Origin of the sequence: Clostridium perfringens ATCC 13124, from assembly GCF_000013285.1 — a bacterium.
Taxonomy (GTDB): Bacteria; Bacillota; Clostridia; order Clostridiales; family Clostridiaceae; genus Sarcina; species Sarcina perfringens.
On the sequence record NC_008261.1, the window covers coordinates 168284 to 187134 of the forward strand.

Below are 18851 nucleotides of genomic sequence, written 5' to 3' on the forward strand. Positions count from 1 at the left end.
GTAATAGCGTGAAAAATAAAAAATATAAAGTAAAGGTAGATAAACATTACTTAAGAAAGGCTATAACTGGAAGTGAAAATTATGGACAAGCTATATCATATCTTGTTGATAATTCAATAAAGGCTTATGAAAGTATTCATGATAATAGTGATTATTGTGATATAACTATAGAAATTTTCGAAAATTTAATACTTATTAAAGATAATAGTGGTGGATTTAAAGAATCAATTTCAGATGAGGATATTTTTAGAATTGGAGAGGATTCTGGAATTGGAATTAAAAAAGCTGTATTTAAATTTGGAAATGCTATAAATTTAGAATCAAATGCTAAATATGGTTTTAGAAGATTATTATTAGATTTTGATATGGATGAAAGTGAACTTTTTTTCAGTAGTGAAAAACATAAAGCAAATATTGAAACCACTTTTGGAACTACTATCTATATAACAGATTTAGAAGAGGATGTTAAGAACGATATTATTAACAAGATAGTTTTTTATGAAGTTATAGAGTATTTATCTAAAATATTCAGTAAGAAGTTAAGTAATACAAATTTAAGAATAACAATAAAACAGGGGGAAGATAAGAAGATAATATCACCATATTTAATTAACGGAGAATTCATAGCAAAAAAAGAAATCGATAACTTAATAATAAATTTATACAAAAAAGATGATAAAGATAAATATGAGAAAAAGGGTTTTGACTTATATATAAATGATTATATTGTTTATAAAAGAAAAGAACTAGATAAACTTACTGAAAGTGGTTATCACTATAAAAATTGTATTGCTGAAGTTATGGCTTATGGTGATAGAAATTATATACTTCAAAACATTAGAGAAATTGAAAAGTTAACAAAAGAATTCATAAAAGATAATTCTAGTTATTTTAAAGCAAAAGAAACATGTGTGCAATTTTATGCTGATTCAAATATGATTGAGGAACTTAAGGAAAAATGTGATTTGAAAACAGCTAAAGAAGTTGGGGAAAAAGGTTTTGAAAACTTATGTAATAAATATAATGTTAAAAAAAGAGCATAAAAATATTATTTTAATTTTTAACATATTAAAAGCTATGAGTAAATTCATAGCTTTTTATTAAATTTATTTAATATTATTATTTTATTTTTTAGTGATAGTAATGGTTTTTACAGAAGTGACGTACTTTTTTTCATATAGTATACAGAAAAAATAATGTTAACCTAATATAAATAAAAAATATAGTATATATTGTAAATAACAAAAAATAGGAGAATATAAAGAATAATAGAGTAAGTTTAAGATAAATATTGGAGGAATTAGTAATGGGTTTTGATGAGAATTTAATAGAAAAGTATTTAAGAAAATGGCAAGAAAGGCTTAGATTAAAAGATTGGGATATAAAACTTCAATTAATTAATCAAGAATGGAATAAGACTGGTGATATTAAAATTGATATGACAGATAAAAAGGCTATAGTGATGATAAATAATTATAATCCTAAGGAAAATAATTTAGAGCCAGTAATTATACATGAATTACTTCATCTAAAATTATGGGGAATGGATCAGATGATTGAGCAATTAATGTATTTGGTTTTTGGAAAAGATGAAAATGATCCTAAATTTGATTTTGCGTATACACAATTCATGAATACATTAGAATCTACTGTTGAAGATTTATCTAAGAGTTTTTTAACTTTAGATGGAGAAGATAAAAAAATTTCCTTTGAAAGGGTTCAAAAGCAGGTAGATGATGAGTTGAAAAAATACAAATAAATTTTAATATTTTATCCTTTAGTGACGGAGTTGTGACGTATTTTTGACGGAGTTGAAACCAGAGTTTTTCTAGTGATATCAATGGTTTTGACGGAAGTGACGGACTTTTTCCTTTTCTGTAGTATACAGAAAAAAATAATAAAATATATAGATAAAAAAATATATAGTATACATGTATACATAGAAATAGAAAAAAGTCCGTCATAGGTCCTTCTAAGTAAGTTATATCAAGGGTTTAAGGCATGTGACGGATTTATAAAAGTCTGGTACAAGTCTGTCACAATACTTTTAGAGATTAAATTTACATGGTCTAAGCAGTAAAAAAGATTCTATTTATGATAGAATTTTCTTATTAAGAAGAGAATCCTATGAATAATGTAAAATTTATTTTTGGAGATAATTTTGTTATTCTTTATTAGGATAAGTTAGAAATATCATAGGAGAGTAAGGGGATTGGTGGAATGAAAAATAATGATTCAAAGATAAGTAAATACATAAGTTTAATACTAAGACATAAGCCAGAAGAAATAGGATTAAAACTAGATGAGCATGGATATTTAGGTGTATTAGATTTGATAGAGGGGCTAAATAAGTCCTATGAAGGATTTAGCATGGATGATTTAGAAAGAATAGTTAGAGAAGATTCAAAGGGTAGATATTCTTTCAATGAGGATAAGAGCAAAATAAGAGCTAATCAAGGTCATTCAATTAAAGTAGATCTAGGCTTAGAGCCTATTAAGCCACCAAAGGTTCTATATCATGGTACTGGAAGAAAATATTTAGAGTCAATTTTGAAAAATGGACTTATAAAGAAGGAAAGAAATTATGTTCATTTATCAAAGGATATAGAAACTGCAAGTATTGTTGGAAAAAGACATGGTGATTTAGTTATTTTAGAAGTAGATTCAGAGAGTATGTTTAATGATGGAATTAAGTTTTATTTATCTAAAAATAATGTATGGCTTTGTAATTATGTTCCAAAAAAATATATTAAGGAATTAAATTTAGAGGAAGTTTTTTAAGGATATTTTAAATTTAAAATATAAAATTAGCGTTAAAACCTTGATAAAACCCTATATTAAAAGTATAAAAAAATCAAAATTTATTTATTAAATTAATAAAATATATATGCAAAATATATTGTTTTAAAAATAAAAACTTAATATAATTAACAAATAATATTTGCTGTAAAAAAATGTTTTTTGACAGTTTTTTTAAAATACTGTAACATACAAATACAAATTGAAAATTAAGTGTTAAAAAGTAATGAATTTTAAGAAATAATTAGTAAATATTAAAATGTTATAGAAACGTTGATGTATATTCTGTATTTGGGCATCTGGAATATGCTGAGTTAGTGATGCAACCGACTATATTTATAAAAAGTTATAAATATAGTCGGTTTTTTATTTTCCATTTTTTAAGAGAGGAGGGCTTATTTTATGAAGAATAGTAAAAATTTCAATATATTTACCTTATGGTCAGTTGTTATTTCTATGATAGTAATTATGATCTTCCCTGGAAGCATTGTTTTAGGAGAAGAATCAAAATCAGTTCAAAATGATGGGGCTGTTGAAATTACAAGCACTACTTTTGAGAGTAATACTGTGGCTAAAGACATAAGCAATAATTTAAGAATTGACTATAAGATTTTGAATAAAGATAAGCTTAAAGATGGTGATAAAATTGTTATCAGTTTGCCAGATATATTTAAAGACATAGAGCCTAAATGTCCTGATCAGCATTTTAAGGATTTTGATGTTAAGGATGGAGTGGTAACTTTAACCTTTAATGAAAATGTAGAAAAAGCTGTAACAGGATATATGATTATAAGATTTGTGGGAAATAGCAATATTAGAAAGGGAGTAAGTTACCCAATTAGTATTGATTTAAATGGAAAGCCAAGCACTGTTTATATAACAGGAGAAGAATATTCCCATCCTAGTTCTGGTGGACAATACCCTCTTATGTATAAGACTGCTGATTTACCAACAGCTGCTACAGATAAGGAGCAAGGAAGAGAGTATTATGGAGAGATAGTAGACAGGAATAAACCTATAAAATATTTTGTGGAAATAAATTTAGGTGATGGAGTAAATCCAAATACAAGAAGTTATTTAAGTAATGCTGATTTTTTTGATAATATTCCAAAGGGCATGGCTTTAGATGTAAATAGTATATGCATAAAAAGAATGGGTTACTATGATGAAAGAAGTAGTGATGTTACCAAGGACTTTTGGGAGAGTAATAGAATAAAGGCTGATACCAAACATTTAGAAATAAATTTTGGTGACATAAGATATGAGAGATATACAGTTATTTATGAAACTCGTATTACTTCTACTGAAAGTGGATATTTAAATGATGCTAAATTATATTATGATGATGATAAAGAGTTGCCTTCAAAGCATTATTCAAAGTTATCAAAGGATGCAGGAGCATTAAATGTTTATAAATATGTTGATAAGACAAAAGTTAAAAATAATCCTAATGACCAAAAAATTAAATATGATATTAAGTTTGATTCCTATGGATACTTTTTTAAGGATACTTTAAATATTATTGATAAATTAGATCCTAGACTAAGTGATATTAAGATTACGGCTACAGATCAATTTATAACTGATTTTGATGAAAACACAAAGGAATTAGTTATTAAAAATAGTAATGGAGATATAGATGCTAAAAAGCCAGCATATATCACCATAGAAGCAAGTATGAAAAATGTAGGGCCAGGGGAAGTAGTAAAAAATATTGCATATGTAAATGGAAATCCAACTAATGAGGTTTCAACTAGAAAGAATCCTATAGTGGAATTTATTCTATCTGCTGAGTATGATGATCCAAGCTTACTTGAAGGAGCAGTTTTTAAGTTAACAACTAAAGAAGGGGAAACTGTTAGGGATATTTACAATGAAGAAATAAAAACGTTTACATTTGAAAATGGAGAGCCTGTAAGCTTTGAATTACCTGATGGAGTGTACAATTTAGAACAAATAAAAGCGCCAGAGGGATATGAGCTAAACAAAACTCCTATTCAGTTTATTGTAAATGAGGATAGTAAGGTGGTTAAGGTGCCATGGGAAGGAAATCCTATAAAGACTACTGTAAACTTAGCAATACATAAAATAAATGAAAAGGGAGTGCCTATTTTAGGTGCTAACTTTAAACTATTTAAAGAGGAAAATCCAAAAAAACCAATAAAATTTGCTTATAATAAAAATTTAAAAGTTTATGAATTAGATCCAATGGGGGGCGGAAAGTTAATACCATCAAAAGATGGTGCCTCTTTTAAAATCAACAATTTGCCTTATGGAAAATACATATTAAAAGAGGTTAAGGCTCCTAAGGGATATAAATTAAGTGATGATATTTATATAACTCTAGATTTTGAAGAAAGTTTTTATAGAGTTGGAAAACAAGGTGAAAAAATAATTTTAAATAAAAATACAGAAACAAATACATACGATATTTCAGTTGAAAATGTTCCAAGAATAATACTACCTGAAACAGGGGGCAGTGGAACTTCTAAATTTTCATTCATTGGAATTACACTTTTAGCAGCTGTATTAAGCCTAGTTAGTACTACAGAATTTGTTTTAAAAGAAAGGGAGAATTAATAAATGAAAAATAATATATTAAAAAAGTTTAGTTTTATAATGGTGTTTATATTTGTTTTTATTACAACATCAATACCTGTATTTGCGGCTACGCCATCAATTTCTAAAGATGCTCCTATTAAGGGAAGTATCACAATATCAAAAAAAGGTGCTACCTTTACTGCATATAAGTTATTAGATGCAACTAAAAGTGGGGATGCATATGAATACTCAGTAAATAGTGATTTAAAAGACTTCTTTAATAATTCTAATTATGGTTCTTATAGCCAAGAATCAATTCAAAAATTAAGTGGAGAAGAAGTAAAAGAGTTTGCTGTTAACTTACATAAATATATTCTTGATAACAAAAAGAGTGGACAAGAACTTACAGATGGACAAAAAAATACTGTTGACTTAGGTTATTACCTAGTTACAGAAACTTCAAGTGATTCAGAGGGGGCAGCAGTTGCTTCAACACCTATAATAGTTTCAGTTCCTCAAGTTTCAGGAGATTCATGGAATTATGATGTAACTATTAATCCAAAGGATAACACTCCTATATTAGAAAAAAACATAGTTAAAGAGAATCAAAGAGTTAAAACTTCATCTGAGAATATTGGAGATGTTGTTAAATACGAAGTAAAAGCTTCTATACCAGTTTATCAAAAGAATGCACAGAATATAATGTACAAATTTACTGACACTATGAGCAAGGGATTAACATATGATGAGAAAACTGGCTTTAAGGTGACTTCAGGAGATAAAGTTTTTGATAAGGACAATGATTATACTGTAGATGTAAAAAAGCAAAGAGATGGATCAACAGTTATTACAATAAACTTTAATTATGATAATATAAAAGCTTATGCAGAGACTGGAATAACTTTAAATTACCAAGCTACATTAAATAAGGATGCAGTTATTAGTAATAAAGAAAACTTAGGAAATACTAACAACATACAATTAGACTATACAAATAACCCACATGTTAAGGATAGTTATAAAAAATTAACTGATAAGGTTACTACTTATACTTTTGGATTTGGAATTACAAAGGTTGATTCAGAGCTTAATTCTAAGCTTTTACAAGGTGCTGAGTTTTCAGTAAAAGATGCAGGTGGAAAGACTGTAGCTAAATATACATATGATGAAAAAGGACAAGTAGTTTCTTTAAGTGGAAATGGGGTAACTAACTCAAAGGGAATTACAACATTTGTAGGCTTAAAAGAAGGAAAGTACCTTATTACAGAGGAAGTAGCTCCATCTGGATATAGCTTATTAAAAAATCCAGTAGAAGTGACAATTACAGCTAATAAAGATGAGTCTGGAAATTACACAGGAGCTGCAACTATAGAGATTTCTAATGGAAATAAAGCAGGACAAATAATAAATGATATTTCAGAGAATGATGGAAATATATTATTTAATGTTCAAATAGAAAACCACGCTGGATTTTCTCTTCCATCAACAGGAGGATTAGGAAATACAGGATTTATAAAAATAGCCATTATCTTATTAAGTATAGTTTGTGTTTTATCTATACTAGGACTTGGCTACACTAAATTTGAAAATAGCAGAAAAACCAAGAACTAAACTTAAAAATAGACTTAAAAATTAAATACAGAGCTATAAACCAAAATACAATAACAAAACTTACAAACAGTATGAAGAGAATATCTAGATGAGCTTTAGAATTTAAATTATTACGTAGAAGATATTACGTTAAAAAGCTGAGACTGTTCGAAGCGAAGCGAGTTTCGAAGCTTTAGTAATATCTTCGAAGTAATAATTATAAATTCTTAGCGAAATCTAGTAATTCTCGGAATATGTTTGTAAGTTTTATAAAAGTATTTTGATACAGAGCATATAAATAAAAACTTCTTTTTAATTTAAATTATAAAAAGAAGTTTTTTTATGACATGAAGATTTGCGTCTTTTAGGTTAATTAAACTTTAGGAGGTGAGTTGGTGCATATCAAAATAACCTATAATTAATGAACTTTGATATAGCACTAGATTTTTGAAAAGGCTAAAAAGAATATATTTTTCTATTTTAATTTTGATTACACTTATTGCTCTAGGATTTTTGTTATATCCTAGTTTTTCTAATTACATAAATAATAAATTTGCAGTTTCTACAATTTCTGATTATACAGAGAAGATAAATAATGTTAAGGATGAAGAAGTTGATGATTTAATAAAAAATATTAATAAGTATAATTATGATTTATTTAATGGAACTGCTGAAAATGAATTGCCAGATTACTTAAATATTCATGAAGGGGATGTCTTAGGGTACATAGAAATTCCTAGTATAAATATTAAATTACCTATATACTATGGAAGTTCAGTTGATATTTTAAAAAAAGGTGTTGGAGTTTTAGAGGGGACATCACTTCCTGTGGGAGGGGAAAATACTCATTCAGTTTTATCAGCTCATACTGGATTAGCAAATCAAAAACTTTTTACTGATATAGACAAGCTAAAAGATGGAGATGTTTTTTATTTACATATTTTAAAAAAGGATCTTGCTTATAAAGTGAATCAAATAAAAGTTGTTCACCCAGATGAAATTGATGACCTAAAAATATCAGAGGATAAGGACTATGTAACTTTACTAACTTGTTATCCTTATGGAATTAATACTGAACGTTTATTAGTAAGGGGAGAGAGAACTGATTTAAGTGAAAGGACTGAAGTGCAGGTTCAAAAGGAAATAAGTACTTTTAATCATTCAAATGAAAATTTAATACTAATAGTTATAATATTAATTTCAGTGCTAATAATTATTTTCTTATTGTTTTTAATTATGAAATTTAAAGGGAAAAATAAGAGTAGATAACTATGCACTTAAGAACACAATTATTCCTTTAAGAGTATAATATATAAAAAATTAAATTGGAGAATATTATGATATCTAGAGAAAAATATGTTACCTCATCATTAGAATTACATCTTTTTTTTATGAGGGTTATGAAAGAGCATGCCATATTTTTAGAGGCAGGACTAGGACCTAAGAATTCAAAACTAGCTAAGGAACTTGATAAGTGCAAGGGAAATCTTGAAAAACTTTTATTTGATGTAGTTAAACTAAGTAAGGGAAGGGTTAGACAATCCATAGTAGATTCAGGAGAAGTCTTTACAGATTATACTTTAGAGACAGAAAAGAAAACAGAGCATTATACAGGAATCAATATTAATTCTAAAATAACAACAATGGAAAAGGATTTAATGTGTGCTCCTAAAAAGGGTATTGATTCTAAAGTGGCAAGCTGTGTAAAAGATATTAACAATAAGGCTATTAAATTAATAGATGAATTAATAGATCTTAAGATGAAAATTTTAGATGATGTATTATGTTGTAAGATTTTCACAAGTAATTATCCATCACTTGTTGAACATACCATAGAAGAAGCTAAATTATATCGTTCATATATAGATGATATTGAGTGCAATAGAGATATAGATGAGGTGAATATTAGCAAGACAGAAGCTTTTTGGAATGAAATTATGATGGAACATTCACTATTTATAAGAGGTTTATTAGATCCAAGTGAGTATGAATTAATAAATACTGCTCATGAATTTGCCTTTGAGTTTAATGAATTAATTCAACAACTAAATAATGTTACCAATGTGACAATAGATAATGTTACTCATGAAACCTTAAAGGAAACAACTAGGTTAAGAGATTTCAAGGAAGAGGGTACAAAGGGAATAATGAATTGCAATATAAAATCCTTAATATTACCACTTCTTTCTGATCATGTTTTAAGAGAGGCAAATCATTATATTAGAATATTAAGATGCTATGAAAAATAGACTTGATTTTTTATAGTAAAATTTTATAATTTAAAGAATTTAAAGTTTTTTATATATTTAAATAGAATTATTAGAAGATGTATCAAAAGTTAATGATAAAACTTACAGTAATATTGAGCTATAGGGTTCTATAAATATTTTTGTAGGTTTTATTAAAAGATATTTTGATATATCTTCTTTTTTTATGATAATTTGATATTAAATAAGAATGTAATGTAAATTTAAGATTATTATAATATATAAGTTTAAGATTATAGGTTATAATGTATGTAAAAAATTGCAAGTGATTTACATAAAAAAGAGTTAATATGGTTAAAGTTAGATTATATATAATTTTAATTTATATTAACTTTAGAAAATAATTTTATTTTAAATAGTTCTTTGTTTTAGAAAAATAATAGATAGAATAAATACTTATTTAAAATAGAATTTAAAAACTATTTAAGGAGGAAAATTTAAGATTTAAGTTTATTTATGAAGAAGAAGAGTTTAATAATTTTAAGTATAATAGTTTTAATATTTGTATGTATAACTCTTTATTTAACTAGAGAGCATATAATGGTTTTTTATAAATTAATTACTAATGGTGAAGTTGTAAAGAGTTATCTTGAAAGGTTTGGTCCTTGGGCAGCAGTAATATTTTTTGTATTTCAAATATTACAGGTTGTTATATTCTTTATTCCAGGAGAGGTTATACAAGCTGCTGGGGGATATATATTTGGTGCCTTAGGAGGGACTTTACTTTCCTTTTTCGGCATAGCAGTTGGATCTGCAATATTATTTTACATATGTCAAAAGTTTGGAAAGAAGCTAGTACAAAGATTTGTACCTAAGGATATGTATGATAAATTAGAAAAGATTTTAAATAGCCCTAAGTTTAAGCTTATATTGGTAATACTATTCTTTTTACCAGGAGCACCTAAGGATTCACTTATTATGGTTTGTGCCTTAAGTAACATAACAATAGGACACTTTATAATATTCTCTATGATAGGAAGAATACCAGCCTTAGTTGCATCTTCTTTTATGGGAGCAAACTTAGCAGAGGGTAATATTGTAGGAGTAATAATTATTGGTGTAATAGCCTTAATAGCTTGTGCTTTAGGGGTTATATTCAGAAAAGATGTCTTTAAGTACATGGAAAAACTTTAATATTTTATTTAAATGGAGATTTATAAAAATTCATATATAAAATTTATAATTTTGTATGAGAGTTTTTAAATAACTCCATTTTTTTTATATTACTTTAAGTTAATATTATTTTTTAAGAAACATTATAAGAGTTTATTAATTACAAGTATTATTTGAAATTAAGTTTTAAAATATAAAAATATTTTAATGATAGGGGGGTTATATGTATTAAAGAAAAATTAAATGGTTAATATTGTAAATATGGATATTAAAATATAATTTATGATTTAATCTTGGAGGTAATATGAATAAAGAAAAGTTAAAATCAGTATTTACAAGTAAAATAGCCATAGGAATAATTTGTTTTATTATTGGAGGAATTGCTTTAGGAAACAGCAATTCAGGAGTTAATTTAACTAAAGAAAGATATGACCAATTATTAGAGTTTGAAAAGGTTGCTCTTCAAAAAGAGGGTGAGGCAGTTGAAACTCTTAATGAAGAATTAACTGAAGAAAATTTGGACAATAAGATAAATGAAAAAACTGAAGAAGATAAAAGACCATTAAGTATTGGAGAAACGGCTTATATAAATGATGAAAATGGAGTTAAATCAATGGCCATAACCATAGATAATGTAAAACTTACAGATGAAAGAAATCAATTTTCTGAAAAAGAAGCAGAAAAGGTTGTTGTAATAGAATATACTTACGAAAATATAGCAGACGAAGAAAACTTATATGTATTTGATAGTAATTTTAAAGTTTATGATGCTTCAGGAAATGTTTTAGAAACATACCCAGCTGGTGCTGAAAAATATCCTCAAGCTATTAGTAAGGGGAAAAAGTGTACTGCTAATATGTCATTTGCCTTAAACAATGAATCAAATAATTTAGAAATAGAATTTTATGATAATATGTTCAATGGAAAGGCTTCAGAGGTCTTTAATATAAGTGCTGAGTAGAAGTTATTTTAAGAAAAAAGTCTATTTAAAGTTTTATAGTTAATTTAGAATATAAGTAAGGTAAGGGGGAGGTATTATGAGATATTCTATAGAAGGTGTTTGCGAGAAGTTTAAAAGTGGAGAGAAACTAGAGTTTTTATTTTTCTGGGGACATACAAAAAATAAAAATGAAAAAATAACTAAGGCTTGTTTTAGCCAATGGTACCTTTCTGATTTTACAGTTAATGGAGTTTTATATAACTGTGCAGAGAAGTATATGATGGCTGAAAAGGCAAGGTTATTTAAGGATTATGAAACCTTAGAAGAAATATTATCTGTTGAAAATCAAAAAGAAATAAAAGACTTAGGAAGAAAGATTAAAAACTTCAATGAAGAGCTTTGGAATAGAGAAAAATATGAAATTGTTAAGAGTGGAAACTTAGCTAAGTTTTCTCAAGATGAAAATCTTAAGGAGTTTTTATTAAGCACAGGAGATAAAATAATAGTTGAAGCAAGTCCATATGACTCTATTTGGGGAATAGGAATGGGTGCAAAGGATGAGAATATAGAAGACCCTACAGCTTGGAAGGGGGAAAATCTCTTAGGTTTTGCTCTTATGGAAGTAAGAGGCTTGCTAAATGCAATGTAAAAATCTTTAAAGAAAAAATTTTAATATGTTTCTTTTATTAAAATTAGATAGTGTATTTTTAAATTATGAAAATATATTAATTTTAAAAAGGGCATGTATCAAAACAACTTTAAATAAGAATTACAAATTCTTACAGAGGTTTAAGGATTCTCTAAATATTTTTGTGATTTTTCTTATTGTTTTTATATAGCCCTTTTTCTTTTATCCTTCAAATTTAGTTTTTTCTATTTCATTTAGTATTTTAACTATATTACCTAAGTCATATTGTACTGCTAAATTTGAAAATATATAAATATTATTATAGTTTTTTGGTATGTACTTAGGATCGAAGTTTGTAATTACAAGATCATAATTTTCTTTTTTATATTCATCATAAACTTCCACAATAACATCAAATTTTCTTCTTAAAAATTTTCTTAAATAGTCAATAGTAGTGTTAAGAATCAAACTATCTATTCTAGATAAAATACCTATAGTAAGGGAATGTTTGGACACTCCATTAAGATAATTTAATGTTAATATTATGCAAAGTTTAAAGTAATCTGGATCAAAGGAATATTTTACTTTATATAAAGAGTTAATTTTTAATAATAAGTCATTAACAAATTTTTCTCTAGAATCACTTGTGAATTCATTTAAATAATAATTTGTAACAATTTTATTGTTTGAATAAAAAATTCCCTTAAAGAAGTAACTTTTAAAGCATAAACTTAGTAAATGCAATTTCACTTCATTATTGAAGTTATTAGGGTGAGTGGTGTATAAGTTACTCATTTCCTCAGTCATTAAAGAAAAAATCTTAAAGGGAGTACTTTCATTAACTGTAGAAAATTCTTTAATAACTTCATATGGGATTATATTAAAACTTAAAATAAAGCAAAGAGTAGAGTATGCTAAGTATGTACTAGAGGACTTACTTAAGGAATCTTTTTCAAAGAAATTTTTAAGCTCTATAAAAATTTCAGTGTTTTCTAATATGCTTAAATTCTTTTTGGTGAATTCATCCTTAAAGAAATCTTCAACAAAAAATTTTTTTCTTATCATTAAGATTTTTAACCAAGTATATAAGGGATACTTTTCACTAATTTTTAAGGTGATATTAAAAGTTTTTTCAATTACTTCAGTTATGTTGTGGTTAGCTGATACTACAGAAGATATATCTATTCTGTTATTCCAAAATAATAAATAATAAAAATAAGATATTTGAAGTTGAGAACCTGTAAGTTCATAGTTTTTAATAGATATATCAAACTCTTTTAGAAGTGAATTACATTCTAATATTTTTCTGTTTAAAGTTGCTAAACTTATATTAAAGTAATTACAAATTTGTATTCCAGTAAATTTTTTGGTGTGCTTAATAAAGAAAAATTTTAAAAGTTTATATTTAAGAGAACTTTCTATGTAGTAAGTTGTTAAAGAATGAAGGCTTACTCCAGTTTCATACTTTAAAAAAATAAAGTCCTTTGAAGAGGATATTTTTACTTTTGATTTATAATATTTATTTAATAAGTATTCAATTTTCTTTAAGTGAGTTTTTAAAGTTGGTAATGATATATTTAAATCAGAGCATAAATCATTTTTATTAATCTTCCCGTTATTTACATATACTTTTTTAAAAATGTTATATTGAATTTTTTCAGATGTTTCTAATAAATCTTCTTTAAACATGTTTAAACCTTTCCATTTAGAATTTGCTTAATATATTACTTACAAATTTTTATAAATAGATAAAATATTTTTTATTAAAATATGTAAATGTTACATCTAAAATATAACTTAAAAAAATTAGCATTTCAACTAAAATAAAGAAAGTTTTATCTCTTAAGTATTTTTATGGGACATAAAATTAGTTGAAAATATATAAAATTATTTTAAGATTAACTCTCAATTTTTCAGAAAGTAAAAAAAAGTTGAGATTAATATATTAGAAAAATGAAGTATTATTAATACATAATTAGTTTCATTAAATATATGCGTAAGGGAATACTGGGTAAGATTTAAAATTAGCTTAATATGAAGTGCTTAGAAAGTATTTTAAATCAGGTATTAATTACAAATTAAAACTGAAAAAAACTGGTTTTTATTTATGTAAAAATCAGTTTTTTTTGTTTTTTATTAAAAAATGTTTGATTTTTTTGAAAATTAGTATAAAATATAAAATAACTTTAATAATTTATACATAAACTTTTAAAGAATATTTATAAATTAATATTGTTATATATGAAAAGCAAATAATTAAGGTAAGTTTAAAAATTTAATAGGTAATAATAAATTTTATTATAAATCAATTAGTAAACGTTTAAAGGAAAAGTTTTTTAAAAACTAAGGAGGAAAATTTATGCAAGTTTTAATTGGGGCAGGACTTTTATTAATAGTTTTAGGATTGTTTACCTTATTTAGTTATAAGGCACCACATGGAATGAAGGCTATGGGAGCATTGGCAGGAGCAGCTTGTGCAAGCTTTTTAGTTGAGGCATTTCACTCATCATTCTTTGGAAATGTTCTAAATATAGAGTTTTTAAAGAAGGTTGGAGATGCTAATGGAAGCTTGGGAGGAGTTGCAGCAGCAATCCTTGTACCATTAGCTTTAGGAGTTTCACCAGTTTATTCAGTTTTAATAGGACTATCATGTTCAGGATTAGGAATATTACCAGGATTTATAGCAGGTTATTTAATGTCATTTGTGGTTAAATTCTTAGAAGAAAAATTACCAAGTGGTTTAGATTTAATTGTAATAATAGTTGTGGCTACGCCTCTTACAAGAATAATAGGTGATTTTACAGCACCAGTAGTTGATTCTACTTTATTAAAAATAGGACAGGTTTTAATAGCTTCAGCAAATTCTAATCCAATAACAATGGGAATAATACTTGGAGGAATTATAACTGTAGTTGCTACGGCACCTTTAAGTTCAATGGCTTTAACAGCTATGCTTGGACTAACAGGAGCACCAATGGCAATAGGAGCATTATCAGTTTTTGGTTCATCTTTCTTAAATTTTGTTTTATTCCAAAAAATGAAGTTTGGAAGCAAAAAAGACACAATATCAGTTGCCATAGAACCATTAACGCAGGCGGATATAATAACAGCTAACCCTATTCCTATTTATGTAACTAATTTTATTGGTGGCGCTTTATGTGGGATTATAATAGTTTTAATGGGACTTACTAATATGTCTCCAGGGACAGCTACCCCTATTGCTGGTTTTGCTGTAATGTTTGCATATAACCCAGCATTTAAGGTATTAATGGCTTCTCTAGCTTGTGTAGTTGTAAGTGCAGGTAGTGGATACCTAGGGTATTTATTATTTAAAAACTACAAAATACATACAGTAGATGAGATACGTGGAAATGATTTAGAGGTAGAATAATTAAAAATATAATATTAGGGATGTATCAAAATAACTTTATATATTTTGGTGCACCCCTTTTTTAATTTAATCTTTAAATTTAGTAAAAAAATAAAATTTAAAATCTTTTTTGTTAATAAAAATAACAAAAAAATTGAAGGTTTTTTTAATTAATAGAAAAAAATTTAGTGGATTCAAATTCCATAAATGGAACTCATATTATAATTGGAATCCCAGTTATTCACGATTAAAGCCCAGTTCTGCACAAAGTATTGAATGAGATTATTTCCTCTGATATATTAAGGGTACTTATTACAAATGAATATTAAGTGAATATTTTCTGAACTTGATTTTAAGTTTAGAGAGAGTTTAGGGAAAAGAAAAAATTAGAGTTTATTTAAGCTATGTTTACTCAAAAAATAATGTTCTTAAGATAATCTTAACTCTTAAGATTTACTAAAAAGTTAGATGAAAATGTTTACTTAAAGTTCAAAATAATAAGTCTTTTAAACCCTATTAAGTTTTTAAAACTTAAAAGCAGTATAAAGTTTTTAGGATTTATGAACTTAACAAATGAGGGGAAAATTAAAAAAAGGGGGATTTATATTATGATAAGATTTAAGAAAACAAAATTAATAGCAAGTATTGCAATGGCTTTATGTCTGTTTTCTCAACCAGTAATCAGTTTCTCAAAGGATATAACAGATAAAAATCAAAGTATTGATTCTGGAATATCAAGTTTAAGTTACAATAGAAATGAAGTTTTAGCTAGTAATGGAGATAAAATTGAAAGCTTTGTTCCAAAGGAAGGTAAAAAAGCTGGTAATAAATTTATAGTTGTAGAACGTCAAAAAAGATCCCTTACAACATCACCAGTAGATATATCAATAATTGATTCTGTAAATGACCGTACATATCCAGGAGCATTACAACTTGCAGATAAAGCATTTGTGGAAAATAGACCTACAATCTTAATGGTAAAAAGAAAGCCTATTAACATTAATATAGATTTACCAGGATTAAAGGGCGAAAATAGTATAAAGGTTGATGATCCAACCTATGGAAAAGTTTCTGGAGCAATTGATGAATTAGTATCTAAGTGGAATGAAAAGTATTCATCTACACATACTTTACCAGCAAGAACTCAATATTCAGAATCTATGGTTTATAGTAAATCACAAATATCAAGTGCCCTTAATGTTAATGCTAAAGTCCTTGAAAACTCACTTGGAGTAGACTTTAATGCAGTAGCAAACAATGAGAAAAAAGTTATGATTTTAGCATATAAACAAATATTCTATACAGTAAGTGCAGATTTACCTAAGAATCCATCAGATCTTTTTGATGACAGTGTTACATTTAATGATTTAAAACAAAAGGGAGTAAGTAATGAAGCACCTCCACTTATGGTTTCAAATGTAGCTTATGGAAGAACAATATATGTTAAGTTAGAAACTACTTCTAGTAGTAAAGATGTACAAGCTGCTTTCAAAGCTCTTATAAAGAACACTGATATAAAAAATAGTCAACAATATAAAGATATTTATGAAAATAGTTCCTTCACAGCAGTAGTTTTAGGAGGAGATGCACAAGAACATAACAAAGTTGTAACTAAAGACTTTGATGAAATAAGAAAAGTAATTAAAGACAATGCAACTTTTAGTACAAAAAACCCAGCATATCCAATATCTTATACTAGTGTTTTCTTAAAAGATAACTCAGTTGCTGCTGTTCACAATAAAACAGATTATATAGAAACAACTTCTACAGAGTATTCTAAGGGAAAAATAAACTTAGATCATAGTGGAGCCTATGTTGCACAGTTTGAAGTAGCCTGGGATGAAGTTTCATATGACAAAGAAGGAAATGAAGTTTTAACTCATAAAACATGGGATGGAAATTATCAAGATAAAACAGCTCACTATTCAACAGTAATACCTCTTGAAGCTAATGCAAGAAATATAAGAATAAAAGCAAGAGAGTGTACAGGCCTTGCTTGGGAATGGTGGAGAGATGTTATAAGTGAATATGATGTTCCATTAACAAATAATATAAATGTTTCAATATGGGGAACAACTTTATACCCTGGATCTAGTATTACTTACAATTAAACTAAAGTAAAAACTGATTTTAGCTAGTCTAAAATCAGTTTTTTATTTCATATTTTAGAGTTATAATAAAGTAAATATTAGATTTGTTTTGGACATTACTATACAATAAATTTGGTTTACATGTATTAGATTCATATGAATTAAAAAGTGTTTATGAAGCCGAGTTTAATAAAATTTTTATTGGAGGAATTAAAATGAAATTAGCTGAGGCATTGATTTTAAGAGCAGATTTACAAAAAGAATTAATGAGTTTAAAAAATAGAATAAATCAAAACTTACTAGTTCAAGAAGGTGAGAAACCCTCTGAGAACCCATATACACTATATGATGAGATACTGTTAAAAGTAAGTGAATTAGAGGGGTTAATTCTAAAGATTAATAAAACTAATAGTAATTACATAACTAGTAATAATGAAAGTATTTCTGATTTGATTGTAAAAAGAGATATGCTTGGAAAGAAGATAAGCATATTAAAAGAAATAGCTGAAGAAGCTACAGTAAAAGTAAATAGATACTCTCAAACTGAAATAAAAATATTTTCTGCAATGAAGGTAGATCAATTACAGAGAGAAATAAATAAATATTCTAAGGAATATAGAGAACTAGACACTAAACTGCAAGGTTTAAACTGGACAATAGATTTAATGGAATAAAAGCATCTAAATTATAAAGTTAATTATTCCTAGTTTAAACTAGATAATAGATTAATTAAATAGAGGTTTAAATGTTGGTAGCTTTTATTAAGGAGGTCATAAATCCTAACCTGGGGAAAAAGGTGATTATACATGTATCTAGGAGCAGATACTTATTTTATAATTTATGCTCAAACAAGTTACATGGGTACTATTTAAGAATTACAATTTACAACCATATGACTATTAATAATAAGCGAGGATGGGGTAAGGGGATACAATTTAAAGAAGATAGAGTTATGATTCATTAAGGAAATTATAGCTCTATTTTTTAATTTTAAATTACAAAGTTATTTTAATTAAAGTAAATAAAAGCTAATTAAAGTTAATACATATCTTTTTATATAATTCTATTCTAAAAATTTAATTTTAACTTATTTTAGCTTACTAATAATTTCTAAAATTAAATGTAGAAAAATACTTTTTAAAGAATTTTCTTCTTTAGTTATAGCAAATACTTAATAAGTAAAAATTTTAGTGATCGTTTAATGGGCTATACTTCTACATAAACTCTTCAAAAACAATTAATTATAAAGTTTCTTCAAAATTATTTTCCAATAAAATCAAAAAAATATAAATTATAATAAATTATTAAGGATAATAATAAATAAAAAACTAAATTTCAATATAATTCACAGAAAATCAAGTTTAACCCCTAATAAATAATAAAGAGTAAACTTTAACTAAAAAACTTAAAGAAATAAAAGAGGTGGTTGCATTTGATTATTAATAAGTTAATTTATTTAGAAAATAATGATAAAATATTAAAAAATAACAATATTTTTATGTGATTTATTAAT

At 26.1% G+C, this 18851-nt stretch carries 14 protein-coding genes and 1 riboswitch; of the genes, 13 read left to right on the forward strand and 1 reads right to left on the reverse strand.

What is annotated here, in order from left to right:
- The first annotated feature begins 8 nt into the window (after positions 1 to 8).
- The 10 genes from CPF_RS00740 to CPF_RS00785 all read left to right on the forward strand — a co-directional run bounded on the left by CPF_RS00740 (position 9) and on the right by CPF_RS00785 (position 11899).
- Positions 9 to 1043, forward strand: a complete 1035-nt coding sequence (locus tag CPF_RS00740; protein WP_011590081.1) for an ATP-binding protein — start codon at positions 9 to 11, stop codon at positions 1041 to 1043.
- Positions 1044 to 1306: 263 nt separating this feature from the next.
- Entirely contained in the window at positions 1307 to 1759 is a 453-nt protein-coding gene (locus tag CPF_RS00745; RefSeq protein ID WP_011590082.1) for a hypothetical protein, read from the forward strand.
- A 461-nt stretch (positions 1760 to 2220) separates the two neighbouring features.
- Complete coding sequence (locus CPF_RS00750) at positions 2221 to 2781, forward strand: RNA 2'-phosphotransferase (protein ID WP_011590083.1); 561 nt, start codon at positions 2221 to 2223, stop codon at positions 2779 to 2781.
- Between the two features lie 275 nt (positions 2782 to 3056).
- Positions 3057 to 3140: riboswitch (cyclic di-GMP riboswitch) on the forward strand.
- Between the two features lie 61 nt (positions 3141 to 3201).
- The gene (locus CPF_RS00755; protein WP_011590084.1) at positions 3202 to 5379 is read left to right on the forward strand and encodes a SpaA isopeptide-forming pilin-related protein; all 2178 of its coding nucleotides are present in this window, start codon (positions 3202 to 3204) and stop codon (positions 5377 to 5379) included.
- A gap of 3 nt (positions 5380 to 5382) precedes the next feature.
- Positions 5383 to 6951, forward strand: a complete 1569-nt coding sequence (locus tag CPF_RS00760; RefSeq protein ID WP_011590085.1) for a SpaH/EbpB family LPXTG-anchored major pilin — start codon at positions 5383 to 5385, stop codon at positions 6949 to 6951.
- Positions 6952 to 7416: 465 nt separating this feature from the next.
- A complete protein-coding gene (locus CPF_RS00765) occupies positions 7417 to 8199 on the forward strand; it encodes a class C sortase (RefSeq protein WP_242122182.1) in 783 nt (260 codons plus the stop codon).
- 68 nt (positions 8200 to 8267) lie between these two features.
- Positions 8268 to 9179, forward strand: coding sequence for a DUF2935 domain-containing protein (locus tag CPF_RS00770; RefSeq protein ID WP_003457567.1), 912 nt, complete (start codon positions 8268 to 8270; stop codon positions 9177 to 9179).
- A gap of 474 nt (positions 9180 to 9653) precedes the next feature.
- Positions 9654 to 10331: a TVP38/TMEM64 family protein gene (locus CPF_RS00775; RefSeq protein ID WP_003452651.1), complete on the forward strand. Its 678-nt coding sequence runs from the start codon at positions 9654 to 9656 to the stop codon at positions 10329 to 10331.
- A 283-nt stretch (positions 10332 to 10614) separates the two neighbouring features.
- Positions 10615 to 11271, forward strand: a complete 657-nt coding sequence (locus CPF_RS00780) for a DUF4352 domain-containing protein (RefSeq protein WP_011590087.1) — start codon at positions 10615 to 10617, stop codon at positions 11269 to 11271.
- Positions 11272 to 11347: 76 nt separating this feature from the next.
- Complete coding sequence (locus tag CPF_RS00785; RefSeq protein WP_003467749.1) at positions 11348 to 11899, forward strand: NADAR family protein; 552 nt, start codon at positions 11348 to 11350, stop codon at positions 11897 to 11899.
- Positions 11900 to 12100: 201 nt separating this feature from the next.
- Here CPF_RS00785 and CPF_RS00790 read toward each other — a convergent pair whose 3' ends face one another.
- Complete coding sequence (locus CPF_RS00790) at positions 12101 to 13567, reverse strand: helix-turn-helix domain-containing protein (RefSeq protein ID WP_003467662.1); 1467 nt, start codon at positions 13565 to 13567, stop codon at positions 12101 to 12103.
- Between the two features lie 670 nt (positions 13568 to 14237).
- Here CPF_RS00790 and CPF_RS00795 point away from each other — a divergent pair.
- From CPF_RS00795 to CPF_RS00805, 3 genes are all read left to right on the forward strand, one after another.
- Positions 14238 to 15269: a PTS sugar transporter subunit IIC gene (locus CPF_RS00795; protein ID WP_003471996.1), complete on the forward strand. Its 1032-nt coding sequence runs from the start codon at positions 14238 to 14240 to the stop codon at positions 15267 to 15269.
- Between the two features lie 587 nt (positions 15270 to 15856).
- On the forward strand, positions 15857 to 17359 hold the full coding sequence (gene pfoA, locus CPF_RS00800) for a cholesterol-dependent cytolysin perfringolysin O (RefSeq protein ID WP_003462918.1): 1503 nt from the start codon (positions 15857 to 15859) through the stop codon (positions 17357 to 17359).
- A 194-nt stretch (positions 17360 to 17553) separates the two neighbouring features.
- The gene (locus CPF_RS00805; RefSeq protein ID WP_003452597.1) at positions 17554 to 18012 is read left to right on the forward strand and encodes a DIP1984 family protein; all 459 of its coding nucleotides are present in this window, start codon (positions 17554 to 17556) and stop codon (positions 18010 to 18012) included.
- The last annotated feature ends 839 nt before the right edge of the window (positions 18013 to 18851 follow it).